This window comes from Maribacter sp. R86514 (assembly GCF_044597005.1).
GTDB lineage: Bacteria > Bacteroidota > Bacteroidia > Flavobacteriales > Flavobacteriaceae > Maribacter.
Window position 1 is genome coordinate 3,093,868 of the sequence record NZ_CP138999.1, and the last position, 16,563, is coordinate 3,110,430.

Annotated in this window: 15 protein-coding genes; all 15 read right to left on the reverse strand. The window is 30.7% G+C overall.

The features are described from left to right. Positions 1–27 precede the first annotated feature (27 nt). Genes SJY30_RS13520 through SJY30_RS13590 form a run of 15 tightly spaced genes read right to left on the reverse strand, consistent with a single transcriptional unit; the run spans position 28 to position 16,555 of the window. Positions 28–1,194, reverse strand: a complete 1,167-nt coding sequence (locus SJY30_RS13520; RefSeq protein WP_396632682.1) for a glycosyltransferase family 4 protein — start codon at positions 1,192–1,194, stop codon at positions 28–30. Between the two features lie 30 nt (positions 1,195–1,224). Further along, the gene (locus SJY30_RS13525) at positions 1,225–2,013 is read right to left on the reverse strand and encodes a glycosyltransferase family 2 protein (RefSeq protein ID WP_396632683.1); all 789 of its coding nucleotides are present in this window, start codon (positions 2,011–2,013) and stop codon (positions 1,225–1,227) included. Positions 2,014–2,029: 16 nt separating this feature from the next. Beyond that, positions 2,030–2,989 carry a glycosyltransferase family 4 protein gene (locus SJY30_RS13530; protein ID WP_396632684.1) on the reverse strand — a complete coding sequence of 320 codons (960 nt, stop codon included), beginning with the start codon at positions 2,987–2,989 and terminating at the stop codon, positions 2,030–2,032. After that, a complete protein-coding gene (locus SJY30_RS13535) occupies positions 2,989–4,086 on the reverse strand; it encodes a glycosyltransferase family 4 protein (RefSeq protein WP_396632685.1) in 1,098 nt (365 codons plus the stop codon). Before SJY30_RS13535 ends, SJY30_RS13530 begins: the two co-directional genes overlap by 1 nt. Then, positions 4,083–5,495 carry an O-antigen polymerase gene (locus SJY30_RS13540; RefSeq protein WP_396632686.1) on the reverse strand — a complete coding sequence of 471 codons (1,413 nt, stop codon included), beginning with the start codon at positions 5,493–5,495 and terminating at the stop codon, positions 4,083–4,085. Before SJY30_RS13540 ends, SJY30_RS13535 begins: the two co-directional genes overlap by 4 nt. A gap of 17 nt (positions 5,496–5,512) precedes the next feature. Further along, positions 5,513–6,925, reverse strand: coding sequence for a lipopolysaccharide biosynthesis protein (locus SJY30_RS13545; protein WP_396632687.1), 1,413 nt, complete (start codon positions 6,923–6,925; stop codon positions 5,513–5,515). Next, positions 6,906–8,222: an O-antigen ligase family protein gene (locus tag SJY30_RS13550; RefSeq protein WP_396632688.1), complete on the reverse strand. Its 1,317-nt coding sequence runs from the start codon at positions 8,220–8,222 to the stop codon at positions 6,906–6,908. The genes SJY30_RS13545 and SJY30_RS13550 overlap by 20 nt, the downstream gene beginning before the upstream one ends. A gap of 41 nt (positions 8,223–8,263) precedes the next feature. Next, on the reverse strand, positions 8,264–9,034 hold the full coding sequence (gene rfbD, locus SJY30_RS13555; protein ID WP_396632689.1) for a dTDP-4-dehydrorhamnose reductase: 771 nt from the start codon (positions 9,032–9,034) through the stop codon (positions 8,264–8,266). After that, entirely contained in the window at positions 9,031–9,576 is a 546-nt protein-coding gene (gene rfbC, locus SJY30_RS13560; protein ID WP_396632690.1) for a dTDP-4-dehydrorhamnose 3,5-epimerase, read from the reverse strand. Before rfbC ends, rfbD begins: the two co-directional genes overlap by 4 nt. Beyond that, positions 9,573–10,433: a glucose-1-phosphate thymidylyltransferase RfbA gene (rfbA, locus tag SJY30_RS13565; RefSeq protein WP_396632691.1), complete on the reverse strand. Its 861-nt coding sequence runs from the start codon at positions 10,431–10,433 to the stop codon at positions 9,573–9,575. Before rfbA ends, rfbC begins: the two co-directional genes overlap by 4 nt. A gap of 3 nt (positions 10,434–10,436) precedes the next feature. Beyond that, positions 10,437–11,441, reverse strand: a complete 1,005-nt coding sequence (gene rfbB / locus SJY30_RS13570; RefSeq protein WP_396632692.1) for a dTDP-glucose 4,6-dehydratase — start codon at positions 11,439–11,441, stop codon at positions 10,437–10,439. Between the two features lie 3 nt (positions 11,442–11,444). Next, positions 11,445–12,440 (reverse strand): hypothetical protein, encoded by a 996-nt coding sequence (locus SJY30_RS13575; RefSeq protein ID WP_396632693.1) that lies wholly within the window; start codon positions 12,438–12,440, stop codon positions 11,445–11,447. A gap of 1 nt (position 12,441) precedes the next feature. Continuing rightward, the gene (locus tag SJY30_RS13580; RefSeq protein WP_396632694.1) at positions 12,442–14,124 is read right to left on the reverse strand and encodes a DUF6909 family protein; all 1,683 of its coding nucleotides are present in this window, start codon (positions 14,122–14,124) and stop codon (positions 12,442–12,444) included. A gap of 46 nt (positions 14,125–14,170) precedes the next feature. Beyond that, positions 14,171–15,676: a GH3 auxin-responsive promoter family protein gene (locus SJY30_RS13585; RefSeq protein WP_396632695.1), complete on the reverse strand. Its 1,506-nt coding sequence runs from the start codon at positions 15,674–15,676 to the stop codon at positions 14,171–14,173. A 6-nt stretch (positions 15,677–15,682) separates the two neighbouring features. Beyond that, entirely contained in the window at positions 15,683–16,555 is an 873-nt protein-coding gene (locus SJY30_RS13590) for a M23 family metallopeptidase (protein WP_396632696.1), read from the reverse strand. Between the last annotated feature and the right edge of the window lie 8 nt (positions 16,556–16,563).

Here is a 16,563-nt window from a genome sequence, read left to right on the forward strand (position 1 = left end):
TTTTGTAAATATTTATTGAAATACTAATTATATATCTCTTTTAGAATTTTTTTTAGACTTTTCTTTTTTAGGATTTTCAATACTCGACTTAATTTGACCTACTTTTCTCTTTAATAGGATTTTCTGTTTTAAAGTTGTAAAATTATAATTATACTTAAAAAAGATGTAAGCCAATATAATTACCGCAGAAATTAAGAATATGACCATTCCTAAATTTTCTGCCTTACTACCAAGAACGATAAAGAGTACTACAAAAACTAAATTAAAACATCCAATAATAAAACTAGCTTGTTTATGACTTAATCCCCAAAAGTCAATAAGAACGTGATGGGTATGATTACGGTCTGGAGAAAATGGACCTTTTTTATTAGCAATTCTTATCGCAAAAACACGAGCAGTGTCAAACAAAGGAACTATTAATATACTAATCGCTATTAAAGGAGCATTCTCTAATAAAAACGGTAAACCGTCATATGCATCTGGAGTAAGTGCCAAGAACTTTAATGTCAAAACACTAATTACAAAACCAACAATTAGAGACCCAGTGTCTCCCATAAAAATTTTCCTCTCTGAAGAAATATTGAATCCAAAAAATGCCAATAAACATGCGTTCAATGAAATACTAATTAAAGCAAAAAAAAACTCTCCTGTAGTATAAAAGATCGTTGTATAAATCATCAATATAACTATACCGACTATAGAAGCTAAACCATCAATCCCATCAATCAAGTTGTAGGAATTTATAATTGTTACCATAATAAAACCAGCAATTATCAAATAAAGATAATAAGGAATCTCATATACGTTTAAAAAACCATTGAAAGAATGAATAGTAAAACTAGGATTAACTAATATAAAAGCAACTGCAATGACCTGAGCGATTAATTTTGCTCCTGGTGAAATAACCACTAAATCATCTTTAAGTCCAGTCATAAACAAAATGGTTAAACCAGGTATAATATAAATTGCTTCGTCCATTAAGTCTCTACCATGAATAAAAAATAGAACAAATACTAAAGTATAGTAAAAGGATACACCTCCTAGGGTTGGGGTTTTCGAAGAATGAGAACTTCGTTTGTTAGGATCATCCATAAGTCGTTTATACTCAACGATTTTGATAATCTTTGGTATTGTAAGATATGTAAGCAAAAAACTACCTATAAATACAGAAATAGCGGTTTCTAAGAAAAACAATGTTATATGGTTTTATACAAAAGTAGGATTTTATGAAGAAGTGTGTTGATAATTGACCTTTTTCTTTGAAACTGCTTTATAATAAAAATAATGAACTAAAAAATTTATCATCCTTAAAATAGAGTTCAACCATGAATAACCCAGTTCTTCATGGTAAATTTTAAAATTATACTTTAATAACTTTATCTTATTACTACTCAAAGATGAATTGCCAATTCGATAAAAAGCTAGAGGTTCTTGAATACCATGGGCAATTTTTAGACTCTTGAGCAACTTTAATTTATAGGCCCAATCTTGCCTTCTTCTAATTTCTGGCATTAAAATTTTACCTATTCTCTTTGTATCGTATAATAAAGTAAGAAAACCTATATAATCATTACACAACATTCTTCTATAAGTAACTGTTTTAGGTGAACAAATCTTAAAGTTTGGTAAATTTGAATCACCTTCAACAACATAGTATTGGCTAAAAACTAATTCTAAATTGTTTTTCCTTATATATTCTAACTGTTTTGAGAGCTTTTGTTCATGCCAAAAGTCATCACAGTCTAAAAAAGCTATATATCTTCCGGCAGCTTGTTTAATAGCCTGATTTCTAGCAATGCCAGCTCCGTTATTAGTTACACTTTGAATCAATTTTATTCGTTTATCCCTCATAAGATATTCATGAATGATTTCTACACTAGAATCTGTAGAACAATCATCACTTAAAATTAATTCCCAATCAGTATAATTCTGGGCTAAAACAGAATCAATACATTGATTAATAAACTTTTCTGAATTATATACAGGAGTAATTATTGAAACTGTTTCATTCATATTTAAAGTAAGAATTTTAAAGATATTTATTATAAATTCTTTTATAAGAGCTTATGCTGTTATCCATACTGAAATTAAGTACAAACCTTCTCAAATCTTCCTTAGGAGCCAATAATGATTTCTTTAAAGCTTCTGATAATTCTATTGGATCATCTTTACATACAAAACAAGATTTTGTTTGGCTAGCAATTTTGTCTAAGTCACTTACATTGGTACTTACAAATGGTTTATTTAAAGCAAGCATTTCCTTTACTACATTGGGCCAACCCTCATGAGTTGAAGTAAGTAATAACACGTCCATGCCCTTCATAAAATCGCAAACTTTATCATGAGCAATATTACTCATCACGACCAACTCTGTGTTTGGAAAATCAGTATTCAAAATATCGAAACTTTCTTTTGCCAAATCAAATCGTTTTATGGGATTATTCTTATTTACTGAAGCAAATAGCACCTTTTTTATACTATTTTTTTCTTTTTCATTTTCTTTCTGTTTAGGAAATCTTTTTAAATCGATCGGGTCTACAATAGTTTCAACGTGTTTACTAGGATACTGCTGAAGTACCAAACTTTTCATATTATCTGACATTACTATTATATGATCAAATCTTCTAATAGACCATTTTGTAAAAATACCCCCTACAAGAATCCTAATTTTATGAAGAACAGAAGGATTAGGAGCAGTGTACCAATCAGAACCTTTTAGCGATAATATTTTACAAGCTTTAGTATAACTAGTTAAAAAACCTACAGCAGAGCCATATTGGGCATGTATTATATCATAATTTTTAGACAACTTTCTTAAGGCAAAGAAATGCTTAATAAATTGAAAGGGGTTTCTAAGTCTATCTAAATAATATAAATCCACATCATCTTTTAAGTACTCGTATTGATTGAACATCCAAACGCCACCTGCACCAGGTTCATTCTTAAAATTATGCGTCCACAATATCTTTTTACCAACCTTTTTGTCCATTAGTTTTCTCTTAAAATATCTTTAAATAGATTTTCAATTAATTTAACGTTTTTCTGAAGTGAAAAAAGTTCATTAGAGACTTTTAATGCGTTTTTACATGTTTCTAAATATCTATCAGAATCCAAAATAATCTTCATTTCAATAAATAATTTAGAAGTATCACCATTACAGTTAACTCCTAAATTAAATTGTTCTATAATACCATCTGGATCAGAATTTAATGATAGTACAGGTGTTCCGGACATCCAAGCTTGAATAAAGGTATTTGAAAAGCCTTCAGAAACAGAAGTGTTAATTAATAATCCTACACTTGAAAGTTCTTTGTTTATAAAAGTATTCTCCTGTTCTCCAAAGTACTCTACATTAGTGCTTTCATCTATTATTTTTTGTAGTTGCTGTCCATATGCAGTATTTGGCAAATTTCCAACTACTTTGAATAGATAATTTGAATTTTCATAGCTCTTAGCCAATTCCAAATACAATTCCAATTGCTTAACAGGTCTTGCATTACCAATCCATAGAATTTCATTTTTTTGTTTAGTAATTACCTCGTTTAAAATTATAGGATGCATATTTGGCACCTTGATTAACAAATTATTTTGGGCTAATTCCTTAATAATTGAATATTGATAATTTGTCTGAGTAATTATTGCAACATTATTCTGTAATATGCTTTTGAACAACTGTTTCTTGAAAAAACCTTTTACACCTTTAAATTCAATTGAATAATTGTCCGCAATATGTAATACATAAGGTATATTGAGCTTATTTGCTATTGTAGAAATTCTATAAGAGAACGTGTTTAAAATTCTTTGGTATACAATATCTGGGTTTTCTACCAAAATAATCTTCTTGAAGGTTTTCGAAAAATCTTTATATAAAGTAACTTTTTCTTTAACGTTTGATATCACCTCTACCCCATGAATTTTGAATCCATCTTCATGTATTACTTGACCATTTTTTAATCCCTGAGAAATAAAAAAGACATCATGTCCTAAATTTGATAGTTCTAGAGCTATAAGCTTAGATTGATATTCAGCTCCTCCTTTAGTAAAAGGAAAAAAGGGTATGAAAAAACAAATTTTCAAACGTTTCATTTATCAAATTTTAAAGTTGCAAGTACTTTTTTAGGCAAAATCTTATAAACAATCACTACAACCGCAATTTGTACTAGGTAAAATATAGCTGTTTGCAGAATATATTGTGATGAAGACCTAGAAAAAATAAGAAAAACATTAAAAGAAAGTAAATAAAATAGATTTACAAAAATATTGTCATTAGCTCTCTTACTCTCTAAGTAAATTAGAACAAAAAGAAAAAACAAATAGGCTACAAACGGTCCAAAATACCCAAAATTCATATAAGCCTCCATTAGAGAGGAAAATCCTGTACCCGCAGTACTTCCTTGTTTTCTGCGTTCTGGAAAATAAGTATTCCTAAATTCATAAACAATACCAATAGGTTTATTTGGATAAATATAAACAGGTATGAAAGCTGTAGTTATCTCTAAATAAGTTGCTCCAAATTTATAATTATAATCTGGATCTTTTAAATCCATAAAAATCCTGTAATTTAAAGCAGGTGCTCCAAACTCAGTATTTGCAGGATTCATAATTCGAAGTAAAGTAGTCTCATAGGTAGTAATGAACTTTGTAAAACCTTCGTATTTAATTCTATCTTCCCTCAATAACGTTAGAAAACTAAACGCTACGTAGAGAAAACCTATTAAAACAAAATAAATAAATTTAACTTTTGTAATTCTAGTCTTAATTGTTAATCCCAAAAAGAAAATTACCATTGCAACTACTAAAAGACCTCGTTCGCCTATTAATAAGTTAGTAAATAGAACAAAAAATATACTGGTTAAATATATTGGCAGATATATCAAATATTTATCCATCGACCTACCTAAGGAAGCAAAAAACATTGCAAAAAGCCCAATTGAAATATATAGAAAACCTTCGTAGGGTATGTTCAATACCAAATCATTTACCGCACCTTGATAATAAGCCTTTCCGTTACTAATTGCACTAAAACCTCCTACTCTAAGAAAATTTAGAGCCTCACTTATACTTGCAAACAACCCTGCAATTATAGCAAAGTAGAAATAACTGAATTTAGGTTCCTTATAATCCGAATTCGAAATATTCATTGTTCTTCTTTTTATAAAGAACAGATATAATAAAGCTATAGCCAATAATGCCAATTGGTTAGATAACATGAAAGAAAAAAGGGTAAAATCTACACTTTGCCATGTAGAAAGTTTTGCTACCCTATGCCAGCCAATATCAGCTTCAAAAAACACAGATATTGGCACACTATACCCGTATAAGCCAAATAAAATCATAAATAAAAATAGAACAGAGTTTACTCCTGCAGACTTCATTGTATAATATAATAGAATCCCATATGATATTAATGAAAATGCAAGCCCGGCATTAAACCATTCTAAGGAAATAAACACCAAGCTAAGTAAACAGAGTAATATGGATGATAGAACTTTCAATTGCTATATTGGAATAATTATCGCTTAAATTTTAAATAAATAATTGAACTATACTTTAAGAAAATATCTTTATTGAGCAATAAACTTATTATTAGTGCAACAACAAAACTACTAATAAATGATAGAAGAGTTCCAAAAATGGAAATAGACCAAATTAATAATCCTATTACAATGTAACATATGAATCTTTGATATGGTATTTTAACCTTTACAAATTGTTGAATATCTATAAACCGATATAACAACCACATAAAATTTCCTAAAGTAAAAACAATTGATGCACCAAGTAAATCATATTTAGGAATAACTAAAAACCCCAACAAAACAATTATTAAACCAGATAATAAAGAAGTTTTAAAAGCATTAATATTCTTTTTTACACATTGATAAATAATACCTAAAACAGAAGACAAGGACATAAATACTATACCTAAACCTAATATCGGTATATAATTCATAGCACTTAGAAATTTAGCGTCAATTACCAATGGTAACGCTAATTGTTGAACACCTATCATCATATACCAAAGTGAAAAAAGAATTACAGAGTATGTTTTAATGGTATTTGCAAAGTATTCTTGAAAGCCTTCTTTCCCAAAAACTGCATATAACTTGTCTTGAAAAGAATAATAAAAAATACGGTTAAAAATTTGAATTACATATGCTATTTTAAAAGCTATGGCATAAATTCCGTTAGCACTTAGCGTTAAAAATGTTGCAATTAAATATTTACTAGATTGATTATTTAACCATAAGCTTATTGCATTTAACACTAATGGAAAAGAATAGGTCAAAAGCTCTTTACAGGTATTAAAGTTTAGGAAAGCAAAGCTAATATACTTGTTGATCTTCAAAAATAATAAGTAAACCAAAAATGCTAATGAAGCAAAGCCATAAGCAATAAATATAGCTTTCAACCCATGATTTTGAACTAAAAAAATAGTGCAAAAAAGTACTATAAGTATATAAGTTAACTCAGTAAAAACATATTGAGAAGAAGAATACACACTTCTTACTATTTGCTTAGCTATAATGTAGAAAAAATTTGAAATGAAATACAAAAATACATAAGGAGCCAATTTTAACGTGACAAAAAAGTCAATTGAAAAATAGACAATAGAGAAAATTATAAGACCTACGATAAATATAATAAGACTATTGGTAACAACCTTTGTCAAATTTTCCTTGTCTTTACTAGAAAGAGTCCACCTAATTACAGCTAGTTCTACATGACCAAAAAAGATTGGTGCAAATAAAATTAAAGATGAGGCAACAAGATCAAAGTATCCTAATTCTTCATTTGTAAGATAAAAGGTGTATAATGGAACCAAAAAAAAGTTGATTACCAAAGTACCAATATTACCAATTCCATAAATAATAGAGCCTTTAGCAAGGCTCTTTGGTTTTAACTCAGTTTTCTCTTTCGTCATTTATATGGTTTATTGAATGAAAAAGAGAGTTAAGAATAACAAACAAGAAAACACCAGACATTCTAACTAGTATATTTTCTGTTAAAAGACCGATTGTAAATATTAACAGAAAAAAACCATAGCAAAAACTATTCGATTTAATTGCAATTTGTAAGTTAGTAACTAGCATAAATAAAAAGAAAAGCAGTGTAATAATCCCTCCCGCTAACCACAGATTTAAATAATAGTTGTGAGAATTAATATTAGAACCTACCGACTCATATTCCGCAACAACATAGTCGTTTTCTTGATAGCAATTATTTAATTCATTTTGAACGTCTCCAACTCCATATCCAAATATAACATTGTTTTTAATCAAATGTATAGAGCAGCTATATATGTAAATTCGTTTATCTGTGCCTTCTTCTAAATCGTTTTCTGATATTGACCTTAATAGTTTTATTACCGATGTTGTATTTTTATTTGAGTAAGTCTTAAAAAAACCTGAATTTAAAGAAAAGAAACCAAAAATAATTAGAAGCGATAGATAAGCAACTTTCTTTAAGCTTCCTTTAAAATAAAAGAAAGGAAACATGATTACTAAAAGAAATAACGTCAAAACAGTAGTTATAGCCTGTGTGTAGATAATTGCTATCGTGAATATCAATATTAAAAATAATAAGACTACTTTTTTTAAATTATTTACTTTGTGTTTAACTATTAAATTAACCGACAAAACAATTGTCACAAGAAATTGAAGGGACAGATAAACTTTATGTGATTCAAAAAGTACCTCTAAATGTTTAAATGCTTTAGAAAGCACAAATTCATAAGGATAAGTATTTAAAGCCTTAAGTTGCTCTATAAAACCCTTTTCAGAAAGTTTATAGATTCTGTCAACCTCTAAAGCGTCTACAAGTAAGTTGAAAAAATATAACAATAAGACAAAAACACTTATGATAAAACCATAAGAAAAATACTCCATTGTTTTTTTCTCAATTCTAGGTAAAAAGTAAAGAGTAATAATAGGAAAAAACAAAAGAAGTATACTAGCTTGCAATGTTTTAAATGCGATAAAATAATCATCTGAATAACCTATTGAAATAACTAGCAGAATATAGAAACCACAGTTCGCAATCAAAGGTTTCAACCCTAGTTCATTAAATCTAGTTTTAAAATTGTTCCAATAAAATACTAAAGTTGTAGTCAAATAACATATTGCAATCATTGATGCAATATTCGCCTTCATTACAGGAAAAAATGATAAGGTAAATAATAAAAAATATGGAATATTTTGAAATACCTTTTGTTTGGGCATTTTAAGATGTATGATTTTTATGTATGAAGTAAAAATAAAAGCTAGTTAAGCACACTATTTTTAGGTCTTCTTGCAAAAGTACGATAATTCTTAACTTTCTCAAGTTGGACTTTATCAGTTAAATTATTTTCTAGAAGTATCTTTTTGGCAAAATCAAACCATGTACACGAATATCCATCTGTGAAGTGTTCGATACCAAAATTATTATTCTGGGTTAACTTTTCTACTATGTGCAATGCCAAATTATTGGCATTTGTAGGACAACCAATCTGCTCATCGGTTACCAAAAGGTTTTCACCAGCCTTAGCCTTCTCCAAAATTGTAGTATAAAAATTCTTTCCAAATTCTGAATATAACCAAGAAGTTCTAATAATAAGATAATCTTCCATTATCTCTTCAATATATTTTTCTCCTAGCAATTTAGATTTACCGTATTCATTTATTGGATTAGGTATATCATTTACTGTGTAGGGTTCCTTTTTCTCCCCGTCAAATACATAATCAGTAGAAATATGTATTAAAAATGTATCATTTTCTATACATACTAAAGCTAAATTTTTAACCCCTTCTGCATTGACCTCGTAAGCAATATCTGGGGTTTTCTCGGCTTGCTCAACGTTTGTATAGGCGGCACAGTTTATACAATAATCAAAATCATCTTCTGCAAAAAAAGAATTCATTTGATTCTTATTTGTAATATCCAAGTCCTTGGAATTCTTAAAAACAAAAGTTAACTCCTTATAGTTAGGAGCAATTTTCTGTAAACACTGACCTAACTGCCCATTTGCCCCTGTAACTAATACGTTCTTCATTGCATTAAATTTTTAAAAGTCGGTAATAACAGGTCTTTTTCTGACACTATTAATTCTGACAAAGGGTAATTCCAATCTATAGCCAAATCAGGATCATTATATATAATGCCCGACTCTTCTTTAGGGTTATAATAGTCATCACATAAATAATTGAACACCACTTGATCGGTAAGAGCTAAAAATCCGTGAGCCATACCTTTTGGTATAAAAATACTTTTTTTATTTGTCTCAGATAAGTTTATCTTAATGTGTTGTCCGTATGATGCGCTATCTGACCTAACATCAACGATAACATCAACTACCTCACCATTTTGTACTGAAACTAACTTTGCTTGCGCGCTATCTCCTGTTTGAAAATGTAAGCCTCTTAAAACTCCTTTCTTAGAGATAGATGTATTCTCTTGTACAAAATCTACTTCATACCCTAAAACACTTTCAAGTTCCTTTTTTTTAAAGACCTCATAAAAGACACCTCTATTATCTTCAAAAATTTGAGGCTCTAGAATTAAACAACCCTTTAGCTTAGTTTCGGTTATTTTCATTTAATCAAATTCATTAAATATTCCCCATAACCGCTCTTTAACAAAGGTTTTGCTAGTTTTTCAAGTTGCTTTGCATCAATAAAACCTTGTGTAAAAGCTACTTCTTCTATACAACCAATTTTTAATCCTTGTCTCTCTTCTATTACCTGAACAAATTGAGAAGCTTGCATTAGAGAACTGAATGTACCGGTATCAAGCCATGCAATTCCCTTATCAAGAACACTTACTTGTAGCCTTTCCTTTTTTAGGTAAGCAATATTAACATCTGTAATTTCTAATTCTCCTCTGCTACTTGGATCTATGTTTTCAGCAATTTCAATTACTTCATTGTCATAAAAATAGATTCCTGGTATAGCATAATTAGATTTCGGTGTTTCTGGTTTTTCAACAATTGAAATAGCCTTTCCGTCATTATCAAATTCAACTACCCCATATCTCTTTGGGTTATTTACGTGATACCCATATATAATACCTCCGTCTGGCTTATAATTTTCTTTTAATAATCTCTCAAGACCATTACCATAAAAAATATTATCCCCTAAAATTAAGGCAACCTTACTAGAGCCAATAAAATCTTTACCTATAATGAATGCTTCCGCTAATCCTTTAGGTTCTTTTTGAACGGCATATTCAAATCTACAACCTAACTGACTGCCGTCTGAAAGTAACTTTTTAAATAAAGGTAAATCTTCGGGAGTAGTAATGATTAAAATTTCGCGAATACCTGTTGTCATTAAAGTAGACAAGGGGTAATATATCATTGGTTTATCATAAATAGGCATGAGCTGCTTACTTAAAGCCTTTGTTAATGGCCATAAACGTGATCCGGTACCACCTGCAAGTATGATTCCTTTCATATATTAAAGTTGATATTTTTTTAAATACCAGTCTACAGTTTTTTCTAGGCCAGTATCAAAGCTTTCATTGGCATTCCAACTTAGCTCTTTTGAAACCTTTGACGCATCAATTGCATATCTGAAATCGTGTCCTAAACGATCCTCAACAAATTGAATTTGATCATGATAACTACCATTATTCTTTGGAAGTTTTACATCTAAAATATCACATATTTTATTTGCTATTGTTAGGTTATCATATTCATTATTACCTCCTAATAAATAAGTTTCTCCTGCTTTTCCTTTATGATAAATATCGTCGATACCTACACAATGATCATTAACAAATAACCAATCCCTTATATTTTTTCCATTTCCATATATAGGAATCTTTACACCATTGATGGCTGACCTAATAATCGTGGGAATCAATTTTTCATCATGTTGTTTTGGTCCATAATTATTTGAACAGTTACTGGTTACTACGTTCATTCCATATGTATTGTGATAGCTTCTAACCAAAAAATCTGAAGATGCTTTAGATGCGCTGTAAGGGCTATTTGGTTGATAATTTGATGTCTCTGTAAAAAAACCATCTTCCCCTAATGAACCATACACCTCATCAGTAGAAATGTGATGAAATCTATAATTCTTCCGATTCCAATATTTTCTAGCTGTCTCTAATAAATTAAAAGTACCCTCAATATTTGTTTTTATGAATTGCCTTGGAGAATTTATTGAATTATCTACATGAGATTCTGCAGCGAAATTTATAACTCCGCTAATTCCATATTCCTCAAATAAATGCCCTACCAAAACATTATCGCAGATATCACCTCTTTTAAATGTGTAATTTGGGTGTTTCTCAACTTCCTTTAGATTACCCAAATTACCGGCGTAGGTTAATACATCTAAATTTACGACTTTGACACTTGGGTTTTTATTTAAAAAGAAGGGTATAAAGTTGCTTCCTATAAAACCAGCGCCACCAGTAATTAGTATGGTATTATTAGAATGGTGGTCCAACATAAACTAAGCTATAGATTTTGCTTTTCTATTTAAATAAACCAGTGCAGATAGTATGAAAAAGACAGAAACAAATATTACGGGAATCAACACAATACTTTTACCAAAGAACGACTTTTGTTCAACTTGAGGTTGCCCCAAATTAATTATACTGACCGGTTCTTTACGCTCCTCTAGTTCTAATTTCTTAGTTTCAATATCTCTAATCAGTCCTGTTTTGTATTGAAAAATATCAGCTATATTGACTTGCTCTTGATTGTCTAAAACAATTTTATCATTTGAAGAAGAACTCCCATTATTTACTAATCCCTTTGTATAATTAGTAATAATTTGATCAACTTGCTCCAACAATTTTTCATCCTCCTTTATTCTAGCCGCTGCATTGCTCTTATAGACCTCTAAGAGACCGTTGAAGTATGCGTTAGTATTGATGTAATTCAATATTTGTTCTGCAAATTGTTTTCCAAAAGCTGTATCCTTATAATAGAAGGTAATTCTATGATTAAACGAGCTCTTATTCTGTAATTCTGCCCTTACGATATCTGAAATAGCATCGGTATTCTCAAAACTTTGAAGTAATTCTAAATATTTAAGATCACTCTCTGCATTACCTATTTCAACAACTCTATTAATTTCAATGTTTAACCCCTTGAAATCGATATTTTCAACACCTATAGAATTAAAAAATAAAGTGTCCTTTGATTTTATATTAGATTGAATTTCGCTCACTACATCATACAAGTAATTTTTACTTTCAATTTGAGGTTTTACAATCACCTCGGTTTTATACTTTTTTGATATAATTTGGTTTAAACCATAACCAATTGCAAGTCCAACAACTACTAGACCGATAAGTAAGAGAATATTCTTTTTAAGGTATAGGAATACTCTTAAAATCCAACGAAAAATAGCATTGAAGCCCCTTCCTATTAATTGAAATAACTGCCCCAAATCAATTTCATCGGAATTGTTCTGAGTTGATGGTGATTGATTGCTTGCCATTTTATGAATTAAATATTTGCTTTAAAATTTTATCTGTAATAAGGTATGTAGGTTTTACTCCTGTTGTTCCCAATCCTCCAGATGCTAATGTACTTCCTGTTTCTAAAGGGTTATCCGATGCATAATACGCATAACGTACTTTCACGTTTTCACCTATACTCTTTCTGATTTTTGATGCAGACTGTATTGCTTTTTGGTAATGCACACCTTCCATCTCTAAACCGATTACATTCCAAGTTGATTTATGAAAGAACTTAAGAATATCTTTATTCTGAAGCGAGGTTCCTAAAACAGTTACCATCGTACCTTCAAAAACCTCTAAACCGTAACCTTCAAAGTCTTTGGCACACAATTCATTTTTAAAAGGATAATTATCTGCCGTCCCCTCAAAAATATGTGCTGAAGGAATCATTAAATCTCCTTTTCCACCTTCCAAAATACCAGCTTTTCCCATTATTGAAACGGAATCTACATTGATTAAAGAGGTATTGTTCTTATTAGTTATATATGGCTTCAACAGCTCATCAATTGTCTCATATGCTTGCTCGCCAAATGCGTAATCCATTACAAATATAACAGGTTTATTATCAAGCTCCTCCTCAGAAAATTCATACGAGCAATTATTGATTTTGATTTTTGCGGTATCAAAAATCTGTACATCTATATTTGTTCCTGAGGTATCATCCATAATGATCATACCATTTTTCTCTGCCAATTCCGTCACTTTCTTTCTTAGCGCTGCATTACCAGAGCTACTAAGCGCTTCATAGATTTCTAATGAATCTGTATTTGGGAACTCCTTTTTAAGAGCTGCTTTGGCAAAAAGCGAATTCATAACACTATGCATATTCGCAGAGATAATATGAATTGGCCTATGCATTAGGTTGTTTTTGGTTAAAACCTCCTTAATGTTATTTGCCCAACGTTCTCCATGAATATGATGTCCTAAGCGTTCTCTTAGTAAAGCACTAAATGTAACCGCTCTTTTTTCACCAGAGATTTCTTCGTCCAACGCTAGTTTACCTAACCAATAGATTACATTCAAAAATCTATCTGGGTTATTTTTGGAACTGAACTTTTTATAAACCTCTAAAATTTCTTCAAAAGACCTACCCAAAATGTTAGCTGTATGTATAAGTGCAATTTCTCTCTCGGCCTGTGTTAATTCTTCTTTTTTAACCGCAGCTTCAAGTTTTTCCCAGTCTCTTATAGTTTTTTCTGTATCCGTAATTAAAACACGTTTACATATTTTTTCAGATTCAATGAATAGGAAAGTAAGATGTGTTAGAATATCATAAATGTCTGAACGACCTCTAGTGATTTCAATATTCATCTGCTCATCATCAATACGATAGCAGTTTCTTCTTCTTTTAGGCGGAATAATTGGGTTAATATGAGAAATACCATACCCTTCATCTGAAGTTAAATTTATGAATGAACATTGTTCTATTCCTTCAGGTAATCTTTCTAAAACATATATAAGTCCGTTTAATTCAGCTTTCTCTTCTCCTACAGAACCATATATCTCTGGTCTTAGTTGCAGTAAGGCATTTTTCAATGCTTCACCTGAAACTCCGTTTGGCTTATAAAAACCTCTATTAAAAAGATGACGCATAGTAATATACATGCGTTCTATGGCATTTGTAGACTCTTGCGCTCTTGTTGTTGTAATTGCTTTTCCCATTTATGATTTCAAACGAAATTACGATTTATAATTTGTTATTTAAAAGCTAGTTGTTATCAGCCTTATATTTTGACAGACCCTCAACGACTTTTCGGTCGTTAGATAGCCGCTGAACTTTGTTTTGTCCACCAAGCTTACCTATAGATTTCATATACTCTAAAAACCCGCCACTTTTCACAGCGGTTACTTTTAAAGTTTGTAACACCTTACCTACAATAAGGTCATAATAATAACTATTTTGTTTTTGAAGTGCCGAATCTAGTTCTTGTATAAATAGCGCCATATCAGACGGTAGTTTCTCAAATTCTATAAACCACTCGTGATATGGCAATTCATTTTCTTGTGGAGTAATTTGTGGTGCCACCGTAAATTCATTTACACTAGCATCAGTAGCCTTTGTAGCTACCAACATAGCCTCTTCTACTTCTTTGGCAATAACGTGTTCCCCAAAAGCAGAAATAAAATGTTTTATACGCCCAGATACTACTATTTTAAAAGGAAAAGTAGAAATAAACCGAATGGTATCACCTAGGTTATATGCCCATAACCCAGCATTTGTGGTAATAATCATCACATAATCAACGCCTATCTCAACATCTTTTAAAGTGATTCTTTTTGGATGCTCGTCAAAAAATTCATCTGATCTTACAAACTCATAAAATATTCCTGCATCTAAAAGCAGCAACATTCCTTTTTCGGTTTGAGAATTCTGATAGGCAAAGAAACCTTCACTTGCCGGAAACAATTCTATACTTGCTACTTTACGACCAATTAATGATTCAAACTTCTTTCTATATGGTTCATAATTGACTCCACCATAAATAAATAACTCAAAATTCTTGAACAAATCACCTACATACTCATTGGTATTTTCCTTTAATTTCTCGAAATACATCTGAACCCATGATGGTATGCCGGCAATTACCGTCATATCTTCATTCTTGGTTTCTTCTACAATGGCATTCACTTTAGTTTCCCAATCCTCAATACAATTGGTTTCCCAACTTGGCATTCTATTTTTCTGTAAATAATTAGGAACATAATGTGCCGAAATACCAGAAAGCCGACCCAGTTTTACTCCGTTTTTCTCTGTTAGAACAGGGCTGCCCTGTAAAAATATCATTTTACCGGTTACAAAATCTGCATTACCACTTTCATGTATGTAATTAAGAATGGCATTTCTAGATGCTTTTACTTGTTCTTTAATACTACCTTCTGTAATGGGAATATATTTTGCTCCAGAAGTAGTACCAGAGGTTTTCGCAAAGTATAATGGTTTTCCCGGCCATAGAATATCTTCTTGCCCAGCGACCGATAAATTCACATAATCCTTGAGTTCTTCGTAATCTCTAATAGGAACCTGAGCTATAAAATCGTTATGTGTTTTTACTGTTTTGAAATTGTGATCTTTACCGAATTTTGTTTCGCTGCCTTTAGCAATAAGTTTATTAAAAACTTTTTCTTGGGTTTCAATAGGATTACTGACCCACCTATAGGTTCGTTTAGCGATACGGTGTGCAAATATTTTGGCAGCAATGGTCTTTAAAGACATTTTGTTCTAATTAAAATCTATATAATTTAAAGGATCAATAGGTGTTCCGTTGTCCCAAATTTCAAAATGCAGATGTGGTCCTGTAGTCAATTCACCGGTATTACCGACTGCAGCTATTACTTCACCGCCTCTCACAATATTACCTTGATATTTGGACAAAGAACCATTGTGTTTATACACACTTAACAATCCGCCTTCATGTTCAATTATAATTACATACCCGGTATCTGCCGTCCATTCAGAAAAAATGACCGTACCGTTTGCAACTGCCTTTACCGGACTATCGGTTTTTGCAGTGATATCTACTGCATAATGTTTTTCATTAGGATTGAAGCCCATGGAGACCGAACCTGAAACGGGAGTAAACAACACCAAATTCTTCTTATCAATGGTTCTTTCGAACAAGTTATATTTATCTTCAAGAGCAACCTCTGCACGTAACAACGAATCTTCTTTTATGGGATTTAAATCTACAGAAGCGGGATCCAATTTAAATTGTTGAAAAAGAGAATCTCTATTGACAACGTTATTTTCAATATCACCTTTTAATACCATACGAATATTATCTAAATACCTATTGGTATAATTTAGGGTTCTAACCAAAGAATCTGTTTTATAGGTAAGTTCTGTAGCCTCTTTTTTTAATCTAGTAGATGAATAGCCCGGTATATATTCCCGCAATGGCGTAAAGGCAATAAGTAGTGTGGTAAGCCCTATTAAGGTAATCATGAATAAAGATCCCGTTACAAATACATTAAGTCTACTTAACTTAAAAGATATTTTCTCTTCAAAAGTACTTTCGTTTAGTATTACCAAACGATACTTATGAAGAAGTTTTCTTTTTATTTCCTTTCTTTTTTTGACTTTCTTTTTGGCCATCTAAACAA